Origin of the sequence: Sphingobium sp. CCH11-B1, assembly GCF_001556865.1 — a bacterium.
Lineage (GTDB): Bacteria > Pseudomonadota > Alphaproteobacteria > Sphingomonadales > Sphingomonadaceae > Sphingobium.
The window spans coordinates 112714-131518 of sequence record NZ_LSJY01000169.1; the positions used below are offsets into that span (position 1 = coordinate 112714).

Here is an 18805-nt window from a genome sequence, read left to right on the forward strand (position 1 = left end):
CAGAACGGGCTCGAACTTGATTACTGAGCGCAAACCTGATGGCGCGACGGCGTACCCTGAGGAAGCCCTTCGACGAAGCGGGCACGCGCGCACTGCGTGATAAAAGACGGGACTATATGTACGAAAACTGGTGGCCGGACCTTCTCGCCCACATCCCTGAGGAATGCCCCTGGGCTGCATCCGATGTGGTCGTCGCCGAGATACGTGGTTTCGACGACCCATCTGTGCCGGGTGTCCGTTTCATGTGGTCTGCGCTGGTCCCCGTCGCTCAGCTTGAAGCGCTGGGAGGGCGGCTCCGGGCCTTTGGCCATGAGGTGGAATCGAGCGGACGGCCATCGCCCCTATTGAACGGCCCGCAGAGCCTTAATCCACGATTCTGGATCGGGACCTATCTGGAGGGCAAAGATGGTGCGCCTTCGGTGCGGGAGGACTATGAACCGCTGATCCTGGGGTGGACCAGCAATAACCAGACAGCCATGGTCCTCGATCCGCGGTTTGCCATGACCTATGGATTGATGCCGCGCGTCCATGTCGATGGGGCCACGCGTTGGGACAATCCCGCCGAACCCGAGTTCGATGTCGCCTCGGTCGATAAGCCCTCGCTCTATGCCGATCTGCGTTATGACGACATGCGCGCCGTCGTATCGCGCGATTATCTGCAAGATTACCTCTCGCTGCGCGAGATGGCACTCGTCCAGGTCTTTTACGAAATCCGCCATGGACTTACCGACAAAGCGGCGGAGTTGGCGCTGGGAACAAGCCAGCAGCTGAACGAACATCTTCTGACGCGCGAGATCGATGTCCAACGTCGGCGCGAGGGGGGGTATTGCGCGCAGGTGTGGGGCGCGCGTCATGTGGCGGGGCCTGGCGATTTCCCCATCTCGGTCAATCCGCTTGAAACGCAGGGGCTTGTCTGGCCGGGCAATCCAACGCCCGTCACGTCGCGCATTGCAGACCGATTTCGGCCAAGGGATTATATCTACGTCCGCGATACAGTGCTCGGCGCCTATGAGGGACGGCCAGGCTTCCATGTTCATCCTGAAAGCGGCGGGGTCGGCTATCAGAACCAGTGGAACGTGGGGCCTGCCAGCCGGATCGGGCGAGATCTGATCCAACTTGAGATCAGGAAGCTTTACGGTGGGACGCCGCACCGCGTCGTCCAGCATTGGCATGGTTACGCCGTTGCAGCAACCGCCGAACAATTGTCGGCAGAAGCACGCAAGGTTCCCAATGTCGGCACGCGGGCGAAGGCGCTGACCCACGGCATTGCCGATGTCGGCGAGCGGCTGTCCGCACTGGCCGCACGTTTCGGGATCGAGGTAAGCGGTGAGGAATTCGTCAAGCTTGACCGAACCTGGCTCGACTATCATGGCTGGTGGCAAGGGCTCCATGTCGAACCGGTTGCCCGGCACATTCCGCTCGACATGACGCGATCGGCCTTTCTTGCCCGCTGCCTCGACCTCGACAAGCTCGTCGTCGAATGTCTGGCGGAGCGCTACTTGCGGCTCTTCGTGCGCGCCTTTGGCCCCCAGACCGACAAGATCGACAAGCTGCGGGGACTCAAGCTCCTCGATCGGACAATCTGCTTCTGTCAGATCGGGCATGAGGCGGGCCTATCGGTGTGGGACTCGGCCGAGGAGATAGTTTCGCGCTTCGAAGCCGCGGGTACGGCGGTCGGGCGCCCCATCGACAAGCTTTTCGCCTTGTCCGATCTGCGGCAGGTGGCCGGTCATCGCAAGGAGGATATGGATGGGCTCATTGCCGGCGCATTGGAGCGCTTTGGTCTCGACCTTGCCGCCGCCAGGGGTGGCTGGGGTCATGTCATGGACACCCTCTATGATCAGCTTGCCGACCAGCTTGCCACTGTAGTGCGCCTTTTGGACGACTGCCTCTCAGAGGGATGAAGTGCCCGGACGCGATCATTCCGAATTGGTGCGGTTTACACAAACTGCAAGCTGGCAGCTTTCGAAAATCTAGACGGAGCGTTTTAGAGGTTCGGGCTTTTTCCCTTCCGCGAGGGTGTCGCGCAGGCAGGCGCTGAGCATTTGGTTATCGAATGGCTTCTGGATGAATGTCGGCTTCTCGGGCATGTCGCCATCGCACGGCATCACCAGACTGCTGGCTATGACGATCTCGATCCATTTTCATCCTTGGGCAGCGTGACGGGCAAGGGCAAAGCCGTTCATCGCGCCTTGGCATTTCCACGTCGGAGAAAAGCAGAACGATATTCTCGGCATGGATTGCGAGCAGCGCCTTAACCTGACAGCGAAACGCATGGCGAGCGTCGCAAACCGCCTGATTTTCGTGAAAGCGTGCCTAGTCACCACGTCGCGGGCACATTGCGATGGCTCCCTCCCCGCTTACCGCGCGTGTCAAAAGGGCTTTATCTGAGTCAGAACCTGTAAATTGCGGAGAGCGGAACAGCACTCGATAGTGGCCTGTGAAATATGGCTTCCCTGTATCGTAAACGTAGCCAATGGCACGATAATCAGAATTTCTAGACGTCAATTCATAGCGCGTGACGAGGCCGAGGCCCGGTACATCTGATGTTCCACGGAAATGAACGATATCAGCATCACGCTCAGGGTCTTCTGTGAAGGTATCTATTACTAGCTCACCTTCTGAAATATACAGCATATCGGTCGAACCGACATTGTGCAGCCTTTCACCGGCTTTTACGGGCACAGCGATGCCGGGACGACACACGATGTAAGGCCCATCATAGTCGTGCGGATAAATTGGTGGCGGAGTGTTCGACCTTGAGGGTGACGGAACTTGCGCGGACAGCATCGCCAGCATCAGGCACATAAATTTTTTCGACCGAGCCATCACTGGATGATGATCCTTGATGTGAAGACAAGTCAATGGATACGCTGCTGGCAGCGATCTTCCCGATCTGACGCAAACCACATGGACGGCGGCGCCTATGGCCTGATTGTCGGTTGCGGATTGGCAGGAATTTGCAGCGTGCGTTGACGTAACCCGCTATCGGCTTCTCCGTGGTTCCGTTTGTGCAGAGCGATCCGGCAAAGAGCAGGCCAATGTAGAAGGGCAAGTGAGTGGGCGTTGAGTTCCGGCAAGGCTGGGGATGGTTAGTTCTTGCCGCCTTGACGGTTTCGACGATCGGCGACGAAATCACGCTGCTGGCGCTGATGTTCCGTACCGCCGAGAAAGCGCCCGCCTATGCGGTGCCTGTGCTGCTTATCATGGAGTTGCTGCCCGGCCTTATAGCCGCGCCCTACGCGGGCCGCCTGATTGACCGCCGGGACGCGGCACGTATTCTGGTCATGGCATCGGCGTTGCAGGCGGGCATAATCTCGCTCATCGCCCACTATCCTACATTCACGCTAGCAGGCGCCGCGCTGTTGAGCGTGTTGTTCACGATCAGCAGCGCTGCGACATTCGCGCTGATACCAGTGCTGGCAAGCGGGTTGGGTATGACCCTCGCGCGCGCCAACTCCCTTTTAGAAATGGTCCGCAGCCTTGGAATGCTCGCTGGTCCTGTCGCTGGCGGCGTGCTGGTAGGATGGATCGGATCGCGCAACACGCTTTTGGTCGATGCCTTCAGTTTTGCCCTTCTGGCGCTCGTCGTGATGGGAAGCGGTCTACGCCGCAAGCCGCAACGGGGCGATCACGAGGAACAAACCCTGTTCGCGGACTATCTGCCGCTGCTTCGCAATCGACGCTTGATGGTGGTGACGGGCGCGCTCAGCCTCGAAGTGTTCGCGACCGCCATTGCCGACGTTGCTTTCGTGTTCCTCGTCATGGTGACACTGGGGAGCGGGCCGACCGCATTCGGAATGCTGACGGCACTATGGGCGGGCGGAATGTTGATCGGCGCTGGGCTTGCCGAAAAGGTCATTGGCCATAGGATCGGCCTGACCGCGTTCGGCACTGCCACCGTCATGGGCGTGACAATGCTACTGATCGGCCTCGCGCCGATTGGATTTGCGATCGTCGCTGTCGCCTTCATTCTGGGCGGCGGCGCGAACAGCATCCACAATGTCGCTGTCCGCACCCTGCTTCAATCCGAATGCCCGCCCGCCGATCATGGAAAGGTAGCCGCGATCTATGGCGCGGTGACGCGCACGGCCGTAATCGGCGGCTATGTCGCCGGTGGCTTCTTCGTGCCGAACGATGCGCCAACCGCCTACCTCGTCGGTGGCCTGCTGGGCGTTGCAGCGGGCGTAATAGGATGGCGCATATTCAATGGTGGATGGCGCACAGCACCAATCTAAGGATCAAAGCTCCGAGATTGACCTGATCTTCGTTATCACATCGACTTCTCGTTTGGGGCTGTTAGCAGAGTTGAAGTAACGATAGCACTGACCACTCGGCCATTCACGCACGCGGACAGGGGGTTTTAATGACAACCCAGACCAACAACGGCTTCTATGGTCGGCAGATCGCTACGAAGGCGGCACCCTTCGTCATCATAATCTTGGCCGGAATGGCGGTACGAACACCGCTGGCAGCATCCTATCCGTTCGTCGCCTTGCTGCTTTTTCTCTGGATTGTCTCGGACACGCTCATGCTGGCGCTAGTTGCCCGTTCATCGGGAAAACCGGAGTGGCGCGCCGTTTTGGGCGTGCTAGCCGGAGCGAGCTTGACCGTATGGCTGGGATTACCCTCGTCGATGCGTGGCTTGCTCTTCGAAACGCCAATATTGGCGCTCATGATGGTGGTTTTCGTTCTCAGCCATATTGCCGGGGCCACGGCCCGAGCGGGTCGAGTGCTAAGCAGGCCGACCAGCGATCGGAGGGAGCAGTGGCTCTCTGCCGTATCGGAAATATTCCCGCCTGCGCTTGTGAGGTTGGCTGTAGCGGAACTGACCGTGATCCACATGGCCTGTTTCCGCTGGGGAGGGCCAGCGGACGTGCCGACGAGCGCACGCGCCTTCGCTTGTCACAAGCACCTGACGCCGATATGCGCCACGCTGCTGATCCTGTCGGCGATCGAGATTGGTGTCTACCATCTGCTGGTCGGACATTGGAGCCGCATCGCCTCGATCGTCATGTTCATCCTGAGCGATGTAGGATTCGTTTATCTGGTCGGCCTCATCAAGTCGTTCCGGTTCAGGCCGGTGCTGCTGACCCCGGAGGGAGTCCGTGTCCGGGCTGGCTTCCTGATTGACCAACTGGTTCCGTTCGAAGCAATTGTTGCCGTCGAAAGCGGTTTTACCGGCGAGGAGGTGCGCGACACCGTGACGCTGAACGCAGCGCTGTTGGCTTGGCCCAACATCATGCTGCGGTTGGACCGTTCGCTGCCGCGTCGTTCGTTTCTGAAGAAGCGTGTTGCATTTAGCAGGGTCGCATTCCGCCTTGATGACCCTGAGCCGTTCATCCGGTTGCTTGTCTGGCGCTTAGGGCAGCGCGGTAGCTAGGCGCGCTGCTTTTCCGACTGGTAGTGGCCAATGGAACGTGGGTCGAGGGGCAGCGTCGGGAATGGCCTGATTTTCGTTGCAGGTGCGCCCTTCACCGCCGCATAGATTGCGAATGCGCACGACTCTGATGATAGCGGCCACGATTTCCATTGTTGGGTGCAGTCACCCCATGTCCCGCTATTCTCACGTGCCGCCACTGCCGACCCCCTTGGAAGCCGCAAGTGCCTATGTCTCGTATGAGGAAAATGCTTGTCGAGCATTGGTCGATGTTTGCGACGGAATTCCTGCTGTACGCGCCGAGGCAGTAGAGGGGCTTCTGTGCCACCGGGCAGCCAAAGGGACGGCGGTGTGTACGTTCCAATACGCAGGCCGTCGTTGCCAAGCGCGTTTCGTGATGGCGGAAAGGCCTTCCAATAGTTGGCTCGTTGCATTTCGAAATCGTGTGCCCAAGGGCAGCGACATTGATTGTGCTAACGCTCCCTGACGATAGCATAAACCCCGTCCGAATCCACACGGGGCGTGGCATGGCGGCAAAAGCCTGATTGTCGGCTTCATCCGCCGCCATTGGCATCGCCCACTCGCCTAGACCATGCGCCTTCTAACGCTTTGCGATGGATCACGGCATGAGAAATCACAGTTGGGCTACCTTCGATGGAGAAGGATGCTCCATCATGCGCCCACTGACAGGTTGCCGCAAATGATGGTGTATGGAATCCGTTGATTTCGCAGGATAGGGCAACATCCTCTGGCCCAAGAAGGTTCACGCTGAAAACATTTCTCCCTTGATCAAGACCAATCAACCCGGAGCGCTTATCCTGCGGGCCAGCACGGACTCTGCCGTCCGCAACTGCTGAACGCAATTCATCATAATGTTTCTTGGGTATCCCGCCATATCCTGCAAGAACAATAGCCTTGAGTGCTTGGCGCTCCGATTGCAATTTTGCCTCGGCCGAACCGAGAGGTAAAAGGAACTCAGAACGCGTACCGTCGGACGAGGTAAGCCGCCATTGTTCATTCACCTCCACTGGATGATTCAGAAATGACATCGCGGTTTGGAGTTCGCTTGCGCTCGCGCCAGCCCTCTTGTCGGATGCGTCTTCGCAACCAGCGAGCGTGCCCGCCAGCAAAGCGAATGTCGTCGTAAGAATGGCTTTCTTTATCACGAACAGCGGATAACACGCTATCGATCTATCGCCAATCGACGGCCTTCCGCCTCCTCACTGACGCGGGAACCGCCTGTTTGCCGGTAGATAGATATATACCCTTCGTTTTTCAGAAAGAATTTGGTCGTAGGCAAGTGATGCCGGAATTAGGAGTTCTCATGCGCCTCGCGTTTTCCCTTTCGCTTATAGTCGCAATTAGTAGCGGGCCTCTTGTGGCCGCACCGCCATCTGATGAAAGTTTGGCTCGCTCGATCGCCGACCTTAGCGGGAAAAATTGTTATGGTATTGCTGCCGGTACGATTGCAATGCCCACCGTCGCCGATCCCAACGCCCTCGATAAATCGGTAAAAGTCATTGAAGGTATGGGGCTGAATTACGGTGTGAACGACAGCATGATGAAGGGTTTGGGGAGGCCCGGCCTAACACTTATTTCGCAGGCAACGATGGGATCAAAGTCATTTGACCAAGGTGAAGTCGTTTTGGCCGTTGGCGGTCGTCAGCCTGGCTGTCGAGTAATTTTGCTGTCAGAACCCACCCTAAACATCACCGATGCCGTCTCGACCCAGCTTTCACGGACTGATTGGAAGCCGGTGCCCAGCATGACCGCTATGCGCGGTGCCATCGAACGACGCGCATTTTTCAGGCGGGATGGAAAAGGAAATCCCTACCTGATGAACCTTATGACGATCACAAGTCCCGCGCTCGATTCAAAGCTGCGAATGTTCACCACGACCATGCGCATTCCCAGCGGGGTTCAGCTACCCGAAGGGCTGTAGGCGTCCTGCCGACGGCAATGACATGGCGGGCAGCGGCTATGGCCCGGTTGTCGTTCGGCTTGCTGAAACAGCAATGGGTGTTTGCGGACTGACGGTTTCTAAAGCGCCAAATTTTCAAAACGGACATAACCCAAATCGACTGCGAGTATCGTGGCACTGAGGGATACTGGGAGAAAGGTAAACGCGAGATACCATGCGGAAACATTACGAAAGAACGATCTTAAGCCTGATACCGTTGTTACAATCAACATAGGCGGGCAGGCGAAGAGCATTGCCAGTTTCCAGTTGTAGCCGCGAGGATGCATCTCTGGACCGACTATTACTCCTGAAAATAGTGCCCATAGCGTCGCGGGGGCAATTAAGGCCCCTGCTACTCCGGCCGCTAATAATGCACAAAGGCTGAGCATCCACCCTAGTGTCGTTCGATTTCCGTACGGATCATGCAATTCTACCATGCGTCGCAACCTATCCGCTGAGAGTTAACGGCAGCTTCCAAGCATATCGGAACATGTATAGGACGGCAAAGAATGGCAGCCCCTACATCGGCAGCTCTCCCTGACGGAAACCACAGGCAGGCGGCGGCAAAAGCCTGATTGTCGGTCAATCGCCATAAGGCGGGCCGCTCATGGAGCAGAGAGAATAAAATCTGCGATTGCCGGGACAACGGCAGGAGCGAGAGGCAAGCTTGGGTCTGAATAGGTGGCCACGTTCGCGCCGCGATCGTCAGAAGATACTTGCTTAAGAATATGATTCGTATTTGGCAGAAGCACGAGCCTGGCGGCAGGGTTCGCGCGTTTCAGTAATTGTGCATCAGAGACGTTGACCTGAATATCGCGCTCCCCCTGCAAAATCAGCAAGGGTTTGTTATACCCTGCCAACAAATTTGCCGGGTCGATAGCGAACTCGCTGATCAGGAAATTTTGTACAGCCGGATGGAAAAGCGGAAGCAGCGCAGGACTCAAGTCCTTGGCATCGACGTGCCTTCCAGCTTTGAGATCGGAAATCGCTGTTAAAGCCTGATCGAGTATGGGCGCATTTGCAGGGTTGGACTTCAGTTGTTCCTCTAAGACGTCGCCCAACGGTCTTCCTGCCGTCGAAACGAGGATCAGGCCACAGATGTCACTACTATCCTGCCCTGCCACCAAGGCGACGAGACCGCCTTCGCTGTGTCCGAGAACCCAAACACATTTGGTGCCCGTCATGCCCCGGATGGACCTGATCCACGAGTGAGCATCCGCCGCATAATCATTGATCGTTACCGCGTTTGCATCTGGGACTGCCTCGGCGCTCGCATACATTCCGCGTTTGTCGACACGGACCGACGCGATCTTTCGTGCGGCTAATCCGTCAGCTAGCAGCGACAAAGTGGACGCCTTCAACCCGTGAGCATTATTGCCGTCGCGGTCGGTTGGTCCTGAGCCGGGTATCATCAGGACAATTGGAGCATCCTTTCCCGCCGAAAGCATCGTTCCCTTGAGTGGACCATTTGGTCCTGGCGCTTCAACAAACGTCTGGACGGGAGGCACAGGCGATTCCGCAAGGGCAGCCGTGGAAAGGACTGCTACCAGTGCAATCAAATATTTAGTGCGAGAGAATACCAAGCCGTTCATGCCCGCGAGCGTACCCTCCCGACGCTGGCGGTCAATATACTGCTCTCTTATCGGTGAGGCCCACGAACCGATGCCGCACAGGAGATTTCACCTACACGGAAATCACATGAATCTCAAGCAGTCGTCATGCGGTTCCGGCGAAAATCCGGCGCGCACGGAATTGCGCGGCCCTGTGATCCCGTGGAATGCCCGAAAATCACTGTCGGATTGAGAAAGTGTCCGACAACGCCGGTGGCAGGGTTTTCCGTCAGGGGGCGTCGGGGCTGATCTCGCACCTAGCCGCTACCGCCAAGATGGACCGGCGCGTTTCATGTCAGTCCGTCCGAAAACGCCGGATTGGATAGTCATTCGGTCGAGCGGGCCAAGTCGGTTTGCGATTTATGGTGATTTTCGGGGCAAGAGCGCGAGAGGGTGCCCTGATGGGCCGTATCAGGCAATGTAACGTGATGTAGTGGCATCGATGGCGGACGCTGCGCCATTTCAGGCCCGCACAGCGCCTAGCAGGGCCGGGATGCCGAGGATGTTGATGGCCCGCCTGAGATTATAGGCGAGCGCTGTCAGGCTGAACTCGGCATTGACGTTGGCCAGGCCCCGCATCAGGAACGCGCCCTGGTTCATCCACTGCTTTATGGTGCCAAAGGGATGCTCGACCGTCTCGCGCCGCCGGTCGGTAATGTCGGGCCGTGCGGCAAGACGTTCCGCCATGCGCTCAAGCACGGCCTCGCCTTCCCATCGGTCGATGCTTCGCCGTGTGCCGGACGCGCATTGGGGTTTGAGCGCACAGGTCCCGCAGGCCCGCATGTTTGCGTAACGGATCGTGACATGCCCGTTCGGCTTTTGTGAACGCGTATAGGGATCGAGGCGTTGTCCGCCGGGGCAGGTGTAGCAATCCTCGTCGGCGTCGTACCGAAACTCGCTCTTCGCGAAATAGCCCTCATTGATGCCGGGGCCGCGTTGCGGGCGCACGACATAGGGAACGACGCCGACATCCTCGCAGGTGGCGATATCTTCCCCTTTGTAATAACCCTTGTCGGCAACAGCATCGATCTGCTCGACGCCCAGTATCTCGCGTGCGGCGCTGGCCGTCTGCGCCAGAAAGCCCAGATCACTGCCCGAGTTGGTGACATATTGTTCGACGATGAGCTTGTGCCTGGCATCGACCGCGACCTGCGCATTGTAACCCACGCCGACCTTGGGGCTGGTTGCCATCCCACGTGCGTCGGGGTCGGTAAGCGACAATTGGCTTTCTCCACTCGCGACAAGATCGGCCAGCATCGCACTGTGCAGTTCACGCCGTTTCCGCATCCGTGCAATCTTTGCCTCCAGCGCCGCTGCACGGCGGGCCGCACCTTCTGCTTCGGCTTCGGCCCTATCGGCAAGATCAAGGCGGGCCAGATACTCTTCGATCCGCTCGTCCGCGAGCTTGATCCATCCGGCCAGCTTCTGACGCGTGAAGTTGCGCTTGCGGCTGTTCACCGCCTTGAGCCGCGTACCGTCCACCGCCACCAACTCGCGCCCGAACAGGTCGAGGCGGCGGCACAGCAGTACGAAGGATCGGAACAGCGGCTTGAACGCGGCGCGGTTCGTTTTGCGGAAGTCAGCGATCGTGCGGAAATCAGGGCGCAGCCCGCCAAGCAGCCAGATTACTTCAAGGTTGCGTGCCGTCTCGGCCGCCAGGCACCGGCTCGACCGGACGCGATTGAGATAGCCATAGAGATACAGCTTCAGCAGATCGGCCGAATCATAACCGGGGCGGCCGGTGCGCTTGGGCCGCGAGCGGTCAAAGCCAAGCTCGCCAAGATCCAGATCATCGATGAACGCAGCGATGAAGCGTACCGGGTTGTCCGCCGAAACATCGTCATTGACCGAGGCTGGCAGCAGCAGCATCTGATCGCGCGAATGTCCTTCGATGTAGCCCATGCCCGATCATACCAAACCCGCAACAACCCGGGAATCCGCTACGGAGTTTTCGGACAGACTGATGTGATTGTCGGTCGGGTTGGAGCGGATCGCTCGTGTCGTTTCACTTGCAGCCGCTAGCGACACCTTGATTTTACGGTGTCGGCAGACATAGATTTGAGGCTCACAAGAGGCTTGCATCATGGCAGACGAGGCGAATATCCGAAATGGGCAGTGCCATTGTGGCGCAGTCCGCTTTGAGGCGACGCTCAGTGATAGCCTCAATACAATCCGCCGTTGCACTTGCTCCTATTGTCGAATGCGAGGTGCGGTCGTTGTCTCGGCGCAGATGGGCGGGATCAGATTTCTTCAGGGTGAAGGCACCCTAACAAGTTATCGTTTCAATACGGAATCAGCCCAGCACTTCTTCTGCTCTCGTTGCGGAATCTATACTCACCATCAGCGCCGATCCAATCAGAACCAGTATGGGGTGAACGTAGCCTGTTTGGATGGAATAAGCCCCTTCGATTTCTTCGAAGTGCCCGTCTTAGACGGTGTAAATCACCCGAACGACACTGGCGGGCATACGCGCCAGGTAGGCACGCTTCGCTATATACCTGCACAATAGGTTGGGCCAACGAATAGCGGTTTGTCTACATTTCGGTGCCCAACGAAAATCAGTTTATTGCGGCTGCCGATAAGGCAGCGCCGCGATACGACTGACCAGTGATCGAGGCAGAGCCCTACTGGCCATATAAGTAAGCCGGTTGCTCAGCCCCGGTATGGTGAAGGGTTGCCGATAAATTAGAGCCTTGACCGCGTGTGCGGCGCACCGATCGACATCCATCAAGCCCATCTTTCCCCACCTCAGATCGCTAAGGGCAGCCATGCCGGTGTCGATGCCGCCTGGTACAAATGATCCAACGCTGACCCCCGTGCCGGCAAGCTCGGCGGAAACCCCACGTACAAGGGTGCTAACATAGGCCTTGGACGCGCCATAGACCGCTTGGAATGGCACAGATGTTTCACCCCCTAAGCTTGAAACCGCGATGATCGATGTTTCAGAGGGGCGCTGCCTGAATATCGTAACGAGGCGGGCCAGTAGGTCGGTGAACCCAAGTATGTTTGTCTCAATTACCTCGGCGTAGGCAGCGGCCCGATCTACATCGAATGAGCCGACGCTGGTCAGCCCAGCAGCTAACAAAGCCGCGTTCACCTCAAGGTCTGCAACCTTGGCCGCGATTTTCTTCCGACCCTCGTTTTCACGTTGATCGGCGACAACGATCTCGCAAGCGACATCGAACCGCTCGCCAATTTCGGCCTGTAACTGTAACAAGCTATCTAGTCGTCGACCAACTATCAGCGGCTTGGCTTGGTATGATTCCGCTAAGCGGAGGGCAGACGCTCTGCCCAGGCCGGTTGAGGCACCAGTTACCAGCACCCACGAGTTGTTAATCGGCAACGGCGTCATGCTTTCTCATAGCCGCCCGTCTGCCTGGTTGCCAGCCTGCTCGACATTCGCATTCCTTCTGTGGCGTGGCGGGGGTCTGCCGCCAGCGGGATCACCACGTCCAGCCATTTGCCATGTCCGAAAATCAGGCGATAACCGCCGCCCGCCTGTGAATGTCGCCGGGAGTTATGCGCGGGTTCTGCCCTCCAGCTCGGCGGCAACCGCCCCGAGCGGTCATACGCGGACCGGCTGCACGCCGCGATCCGCCTCTCCGAAAACGCGAAGGTAGCGCTCGATCTCCTTCGGCTCGCCAGTGGCCTTTGCGGGATTGTCGGAGAGCTTGACTGCCGGGCGGCCGTTGGCGCTGACGACCTTGCAGACTAGCGAGATCGGCGCGAGGCCGGCGCCACCGTCGGGATCGCAGTCGCGGAAGTCGTTGGTCAGGTTGGTGCCCCATCCAAAGCTCGTGCGCACACGTCCGTGAAAATATCGATAGGTAGCCTCGATCGAATCGACGTCCATGCCGTCCGAAAAAATCAATAGCTTCCTGCGCGGATCTCGGCCCCGTTCGCGCCACCAGTCAAGGATCTGCTCGCCGCCCGCGATCGGCGGAGCGCTGTCGGGGCGGAAACCGGTCCAGTCTGCAACCCATTCAGGCGCGTTGCGCAGGAACGCGGTGGTGCCGAACGCATCGGGCAAGGCAATCAGCAGATTACCATCATAAGCTTGCCGCCATTCGTCAAGCACGCGATAGGGCGCTGTGGCCAGCGCGCCATCGTTCTCTGCCAGTGCGGCGGCGACCATCGGCAGTTCGTGCGCGTTGGTGCCGATCGCCTCGAGATCGCTGTCCATCGCCAGCAAGACGTTCGAAGTCCCAATGAAGCGGTCGCCCAACCCTTCCTTGACCGCTTCGACGCACCAACGCTGCCATAGGAAGCCGTGTCTTCGACGCGTGCCGAAGTCGGAAAGAACCAGATCGGGCAGATGCCGGAGTCGCTCGACCTTGTCCCACATCTTCGCCTTGGCGCGGGCGTAGAGGATATCGAGCGCAAAGCGATCTTTGCCGGCCATGGCCGCGCGGGCGCGTAGCTCGTTGATGATCGAAAGCGCCGGGATCTCCCACATCGTGGTGTGCGTCCATGGCCCGGCGAAGTGCAGCTCGAACTGGCCGTCGACGACGCGCAGCTCATATTCGGGGAGTCGGAAATCCTTGAGCCAGGCGAGGAATTCGGGGTCGAACATCCGCGCATTGCCATAGAAGCTGTTGCCGGCGAGCCAAATCAGCTCCTTCTTGCCCAGCCGCAGCGTGCGCGCATGATCGAGCTGCGCGCGCAGCTCGCCTTCGTCGATCACCTCGGCGAGGCGGACCGAGCGGGTGCGGTTGATCAGCGCGAAGGTCGCCTGGGTGTCGCGGTGGAGCCGCCAGATCAGCTGGAGCATCAGCAACTTGTAGAAATCGGTGTCGAGCAGGCTGCGCACGATCGGGTCGAGCCGCCAGCCATGGTTGTAGGTGCGCGTGGCAATATCGGTATAGACCATCAATGGCTCCGGGCTGGTCAGCGGGCGCTGCCGAGCGTGAACAGTTCGGCGGGGCGATGCGATGCCTCGTCCTCGCGCATGCCCGTCGCCACCAGTCGGCCCCGATCGAGCATTCGGCGGCGAAAGGCGGGCTTGTTGAGCGGCGTGCCGAGCACCGCCTCGTGCACGTCCTGGAGCGCGCGCAGCGTGAAGCGCGGGGGCAGGAACGCGAAGGCCAGGTCCGAATAGTCGATCTTGCCGCGCAGCCGATCGCGAGCGAGCGCCAGGATCGCCTGGTGATCGAAGGCCAAAGGAAGCGCCGCCTGGTCCTCGCCGATCGCCGCCAACCTCTCGCCTTCGAGCGCCGCGACCGCGACCCGGCCCGCGCGCACGGCCGCATTCATCTGATCCTCGCGGAGCAATGCCAGATAGGCGATGGTGATCACGCGCATGCGCGGATCGCGATCGACGGCGCCGAAACTGTAGAGCTGCTCGAGATGGGCGCCGTCGAAACCCACCTTGTCGCGGAGCAGCCGCGCGGCGGCGACGTCGAGGCTCTCGTCGATCGCGACGAATCCGCCGGGCAATGCCCAGTGCCCCGCCTGCGGCGGCTGGTCGCGCCGCACCAGCAACGCCGACAGCCGCTGGCGGTGCAGGCCAAGCAGCACGAGATCGACGGTGACCGAGGGGCAATCGTACGCCGTCGGATCATAGTCGCTGAGAAATTCGCTATCGCCACTTATATTCATGATGCGCTTTACTTATATGCAATATGGGTTTATGTCAAGCCTGATTCATGGGAGATGCGACTATGCAACGCTTCGTCGTCGTGGTGGATACACAGGCCGATTTCATGTGCGCGGACGGGGCGCTGCCGGTCGCCGGAGCCGAGGCGCTGATCGCCCCGATGCAGCGCTGGCTCGCATTGCTCCGGCCGGCGGAAACTGCCGGGGTGCTTTTCACCTTCGACACCCATTCGGCCGAGGCCTATCCCGCCTCTGCCGAGGCCGAACAGTTTCCCCTTCACTGCGTGCACAGCACGCCGGGCTGGGCAAACATGCTCGATTCCAATGTCGTCAATGCGGCGATTCCGGTCTACCGGCTCGAGAAAGGCGTGTTCGACATGTGGGCCGAGGCCGATATCGCGATCGAGGCGGTCGCCACGGGCGAGACCGTGGCGCGCGACGCCTTCTTCGCGGCGCTGATAGCGCGCGGCGTGCGCGAGGTGGCGGTGATCGGCGTCGCTGCCGACTATTGCGTGCGCTGGGCGATCGAGGGATTTGTGGCGCGCGCCTTCGCGGTCGAGCTGCCGGCGGGCCTGACCCGCGGGATCGCGCGGCAGATTGAGCAAGTCGTTGCCGAGGATTTCGCGAATGCGCCGCTGCGGCTGGAGACGGCGGCATGATCGTCCTGTGGCGCGTATCGAACCATTGCAATCTGGCGTGCCCGTTCTGCGCGTACGACAAGCGCCTGGGCCTGCCGCGCGAGGAAGCCGATCCGGCCAGGGTCGCGCGGTTCATCGACCTGCTCGGCGCCTGGCGCGGTGCGACAGGGCAGCCCGTGCTGCTCAGCTGGCTCGGCGGCGAGCCCCTGTTGTGGGCACCACGCACGGAACTGGACGCACGTGCCGCCGAACAGGGTGTCGATCTCAGCCTGACCACCAACGGCACCCGCCTGGGTGCGCCGCAGGTCCGCGCAGAACTGGTACGGTGCTACAGCGAGGTGACGATCAGCATCGATGGCATGGCCGATTTCCACGATGCCATGCGCGGCTGGCGCGGCGCATTCGCCAAGCTCGCGCAGACGGTGCCCGCGCTGGTGGCCGAACGCGACGCGGCGGGCGCGGGGCTCAAGGTCCGGGTCAATGTCGTGCTGATGCGCGACAATATTGCGGGCTTCGCCTCGCTATGCCGCATGCTCGCCGACTGGGGAGTCGACGAGATCAGCTTCAATCAGCTGGGCGGGCGCGACCGGCCCGAATTCTATCCCAGCCATGGCCTGAGCTCTGATGACGTTGCGCGCCTTGCGGACGAAGTGCCGCGGCTGCGCTCCGAGCTCCGCCAGGTGGGGACGACCTTGGTAGGTGGTGCTGCCTATCTCGAACGGTTCGCGGATAGCGTGGCGGGGCGGGCGCTTCCCATAACCGATTGCCGGGTCGCGGAGACCTTCCTGTTTATCGACGAGGCGGGCCGGGTCGCGCCGTGCAGCTTCGCGCCCGAGCATTTCGAGATCACGGTAGACGGTCTACAAAGCCCCGCCGATCTCGATGCCTTGCCGCAGCGCCTGCGATCGCATCAGAGCGGGAACGCGCACCGCGACTGCGCCGATTGCCCGAGCACCCAGCAATTCGCCAAATTCGAACCGCTGGCGGCGCAGGTCGTCTGAGGCGGCGTGCGCTCGATTCAGCCTTCGCTCCCAATCCATAGCGGATCGTCACACTGCCAGAGGATCGAGATCGTCTCGAGAAGCCCCGTAGGATCCGCGACGAACAGCAGGAATAGCAATTAGATCGCCAGGCGACGTTGGATGGCGACAGACGGGTGAATCGCGCCGTGGCGGCGTCCTCCACGTAGTCCTGCTGTAGGATATTATTGCAATCCTGCCCTGCCAAGTCGGTCTGGTTGCCCCAGCTAGGTACAGTCGTTCTGCTCTTGATGACCTACTTGCATCCGTGCCTGCGGGTCAATTTTTCTCTACGCAAAAATAGGCATAAAGCGATTTTCTGGCCCGAAGCGTCAGCTGAACAAAGTGACGGCGACCATCATTGGGATCGCTTACCTTTACCAGCAGCCTCGCCTCGCAAAGCTTGTTGAAGATACGAAGCGCGGTACTGGGCGTGGCGGTGGAGGAACGGCATAATGTGTTGACCGCGATCTTTACACCTTCGGCTTCCTGGATGAACACCTCGATCAACATCTCCCAGGGCTGAGGATCAGCGTGCAATAGGCACCCCCTTCGTGGGGTGATCGGCGTGCAAAAAGGACCCCTTCATCCCGGGGATTTAGTCGGCCGACTGGTTTTGATCAGTTGGCGAGAACGGGATGTTGATCGTGGAGACAGTGGTTCGGATTCGGCGTGAGCATGCAGCGGGTAAGGCGATCAAGGCGATCGCTCGTGACCTTCGTTTGTCGCGGAAGGTCGTCCGCAAAGCGATCCGGTCGCCGGAGGCGGCGTTCAACTATCAGCGCAAAGTCCAGCCGCTGCCGCGGATCGGTCCTTATCAGGATCGTCTCGATGCGCTGCTTGAGGAGAACGAAGGTCGCGGCCGCCGCGATCGGCTACGGATGACGCGTATCCATGACCTGCTGGTGCGCGAGGGGTTCGATGGATCCTATGATGCGGTGCGCCGCTATGCGGCGCGCTGGCGTGCTGCGCGGCGGAAGGATGCTGGCGAAGGCGCACCGGCGTTCATCCCGATGACCTTCCAGCCGGGTGAGGCCTACCAGTTCGACTGGAGCCACGAGGATGTGGAGATCGCCGGCAAGCCGATGCGGGTGAAGGTGGCGCATATGCGTCTCTGCGACTCGCGCGCACCCTATGTCCGGGCCTATCCGCGCGAGGGCCAGGAGATGCTGTTCGATGCCCATGCCCGGGCGTTCGCGTTCTTCGGCGGTGTGCCGCGACGCGGTATCTACGATAATATGAAGACGGCGGTGACGGCCGTGTTCACCGGCAAGGAGCGTGTGTTCAACCGCCGCTTCCTGATCATGGCCGATCATTACATGGTCGAGCCGACCGCCTGCTCGCCGGCGGCGGGATGGGAGAAGGGCCAGGTCGAGCAGCAGGTCCAGACGATCCGAGGCCGCTTCTTCCAGCCGCGGCTTCGGTTCGCCAGCCTGGCCGAGCTCAACGGGTGGCTGGAGGCGGAGTGCCGACGCTGGGCCGAGCATCATGCCCATCCCGAACGCGGGGATATTACCGTCGCCGAGGCGCTGGATATGGAGCGACCGGCCCTGCAGCCGATCCTGGCACCGTTCGACGGCTTCCATGAGAGCGAGCATGCCGTCACCGGCACCTGCCTCATCAGCTTCGATCGCAACCGCTACTCGGTCATGTCGACGGCCGCACGCCGGACCGTTCAGGTGCGCTCCTATGCCGATCGCATCGTCATACGCTGCGGCGATGCGATCGTCGGGGAGCATGAGCGCCACTTCGGTCGGAACCGCACGATATACGATCCCTGGCATTATCTGCCGGTCCTCGCGCACAAGCCCGGCGCGCTGCGTAACGGCGCACCGTTCCAGGACTGGGATCTGCCGCCCGCCCTGCACCGATTACGGCGAAGGCTCGGCACCGGGGACGAGGCCGATCGCAGGTTCGTGCGGGTCCTCTCGGCGGTGCTCACCGATGGCCTGGAGCCGGTAGAGGCTGCCGTGCGCGAAGCGTTGGCGAACGGAACGGCCAGCGACGAGCTGATCCTCAACATCCTCTCCCGGCGCCGCGAGCCGGCGACACCCCACAGCATCGTCACTTCGGAAGACCGGATGCTGCAGCATCCTCCGCTCGCCGACTGTGCCCGCTATGATCTGCTGCGAGGCTATGATGCAGCGGCATGATATGATCGACACGATGCGCGGCCTCGGACTCAAGGGCATGGCGGCGGCGTTCGACGAGGCGGTCACCACCGGCCTCCAGCGCAAGCGCACCACCATGGAGATACTGACCGACCTGCTCCGTGCTGAGGCGACCCACCGGGATGCAGCCTCCATCCGCTATCGGATGACGGCTGCGAGGCTGCCCGTGGTGAAGGACCTGGAGCGGTTCAGCTTCGAGGGCACACCGATCAATGAGGAGATGATCCGCTCCCTTCACGATGGCTCCTTCCTCCCGCCTCGCCGCAATATCGTGCTGGTCGGCGGCACGGGGACAGGCAAGACCCACCTCGCCATCGCGATCACCGCCAATGTCGTGCGAAGGGGCGCTCGCGCCCGCTACTTCAACACCGTCGATCTGGTGACACGCCTCGAAGAGGAGACCCGGATCGGCAAAGGCGGGACCCTGGCGGC

At 60.3% G+C, this 18805-nt stretch carries 17 protein-coding genes; 9 read left to right on the top strand and 8 right to left on the bottom strand.

Features of this window, described 5'->3' with window-relative positions; translation table 11 throughout:
- Positions 1-38: 38 nt before the first annotated feature.
- Positions 39-1904, top strand: a complete 1866-nt coding sequence (locus tag AX724_RS17135) for a hypothetical protein (protein WP_156448138.1) — start codon at positions 39-41, stop codon at positions 1902-1904.
- Positions 1905-2316: 412 nt separating this feature from the next.
- Here AX724_RS17135 and AX724_RS23660 read toward each other — a convergent pair whose 3' ends face one another.
- Positions 2317-2829, bottom strand: coding sequence for a hypothetical protein (locus tag AX724_RS23660; RefSeq protein WP_156448139.1), 513 nt, complete (start codon positions 2827-2829; stop codon positions 2317-2319).
- 230 nt (positions 2830-3059) lie between these two features.
- Here AX724_RS23660 and AX724_RS17140 point away from each other — a divergent pair, with 230 nt between their 5' ends.
- Together AX724_RS17140 and AX724_RS17145 are read left to right on the top strand one after the other, a co-directional pair.
- Complete coding sequence (locus AX724_RS17140) at positions 3060-4238, top strand: MFS transporter (protein ID WP_066768689.1); 1179 nt, start codon at positions 3060-3062, stop codon at positions 4236-4238.
- A 128-nt stretch (positions 4239-4366) separates the two neighbouring features.
- The gene (locus tag AX724_RS17145; protein WP_066768691.1) at positions 4367-5383 is read left to right on the top strand and encodes a hypothetical protein; all 1017 of its coding nucleotides are present in this window, start codon (positions 4367-4369) and stop codon (positions 5381-5383) included.
- Positions 5384-5934: 551 nt separating this feature from the next.
- Here AX724_RS17145 and AX724_RS23665 read toward each other — a convergent pair.
- Positions 5935-6546, bottom strand: a complete 612-nt coding sequence (locus tag AX724_RS23665) for a hypothetical protein (protein WP_156448140.1) — start codon at positions 6544-6546, stop codon at positions 5935-5937.
- 158 nt (positions 6547-6704) lie between these two features.
- Between AX724_RS23665 and AX724_RS23670 the strand changes: the two genes are divergently transcribed.
- Positions 6705-7322: a hypothetical protein gene (locus tag AX724_RS23670; protein ID WP_156448141.1), complete on the top strand. Its 618-nt coding sequence runs from the start codon at positions 6705-6707 to the stop codon at positions 7320-7322.
- A gap of 623 nt (positions 7323-7945) precedes the next feature.
- Here AX724_RS23670 and AX724_RS17150 read toward each other — a convergent pair.
- Positions 7946-8932, bottom strand: a complete 987-nt coding sequence (locus AX724_RS17150) for an alpha/beta hydrolase (RefSeq protein ID WP_066768694.1) — start codon at positions 8930-8932, stop codon at positions 7946-7948.
- A 480-nt stretch (positions 8933-9412) separates the two neighbouring features.
- Positions 9413-10852 carry an IS1182 family transposase gene (locus AX724_RS17155; RefSeq protein ID WP_066768697.1) on the bottom strand — a complete coding sequence of 480 codons (1440 nt, stop codon included), beginning with the start codon at positions 10850-10852 and terminating at the stop codon, positions 9413-9415.
- Positions 10853-11033: 181 nt separating this feature from the next.
- On the opposite strand from AX724_RS17155, the gene AX724_RS23100 reads away from it, so the two are divergent.
- Entirely contained in the window at positions 11034-11459 is a 426-nt protein-coding gene (locus AX724_RS23100; RefSeq protein ID WP_082733583.1) for a GFA family protein, read from the top strand.
- A gap of 54 nt (positions 11460-11513) precedes the next feature.
- On the opposite strand, the gene AX724_RS17160 is transcribed toward AX724_RS23100, so the two are convergent.
- The 3 genes from AX724_RS17160 to AX724_RS17170 all read right to left on the bottom strand — a co-directional run bounded on the left by AX724_RS17160 (position 11514) and on the right by AX724_RS17170 (position 14548).
- Positions 11514-12302, bottom strand: a complete 789-nt coding sequence (locus tag AX724_RS17160; protein WP_066768699.1) for an SDR family NAD(P)-dependent oxidoreductase — start codon at positions 12300-12302, stop codon at positions 11514-11516.
- A 213-nt stretch (positions 12303-12515) separates the two neighbouring features.
- A complete protein-coding gene (pncB, locus tag AX724_RS17165; protein WP_066768701.1) occupies positions 12516-13820 on the bottom strand; it encodes a nicotinate phosphoribosyltransferase in 1305 nt (434 codons plus the stop codon).
- 17 nt (positions 13821-13837) lie between these two features.
- The gene (locus AX724_RS17170; RefSeq protein ID WP_066768703.1) at positions 13838-14548 is read right to left on the bottom strand and encodes an NUDIX hydrolase; all 711 of its coding nucleotides are present in this window, start codon (positions 14546-14548) and stop codon (positions 13838-13840) included.
- Between the two features lie 62 nt (positions 14549-14610).
- On the opposite strand from AX724_RS17170, the gene AX724_RS17175 reads away from it, so the two are divergent.
- Positions 14611-15204, top strand: a complete 594-nt coding sequence (locus AX724_RS17175) for a cysteine hydrolase family protein (protein WP_066768706.1) — start codon at positions 14611-14613, stop codon at positions 15202-15204.
- Complete coding sequence (locus AX724_RS17180) at positions 15201-16184, top strand: radical SAM protein (RefSeq protein ID WP_066768708.1); 984 nt, start codon at positions 15201-15203, stop codon at positions 16182-16184. Before AX724_RS17175 ends, AX724_RS17180 begins: the two co-directional genes overlap by 4 nt.
- Before the next feature lie 297 nt (positions 16185-16481).
- Here AX724_RS17180 and AX724_RS17185 read toward each other — a convergent pair whose 3' ends face one another.
- Positions 16482-16715, bottom strand: a complete 234-nt coding sequence (locus tag AX724_RS17185; protein WP_066768710.1) for a MarR family winged helix-turn-helix transcriptional regulator — start codon at positions 16713-16715, stop codon at positions 16482-16484.
- A 125-nt stretch (positions 16716-16840) separates the two neighbouring features.
- Here AX724_RS17185 and istA point away from each other — a divergent pair, with 125 nt between their 5' ends.
- Together istA and AX724_RS17195 are read left to right on the top strand one after the other, a co-directional pair.
- On the top strand, positions 16841-18355 hold the full coding sequence (gene istA / locus AX724_RS17190) for an IS21 family transposase (RefSeq protein ID WP_066768711.1): 1515 nt from the start codon (positions 16841-16843) through the stop codon (positions 18353-18355).
- The coding region (locus AX724_RS17195; RefSeq protein WP_197421619.1) for an ATP-binding protein at positions 18342-18805 on the top strand (464 nt) is incomplete at its 3' end. The genes istA and AX724_RS17195, both read left to right, overlap by 14 nt.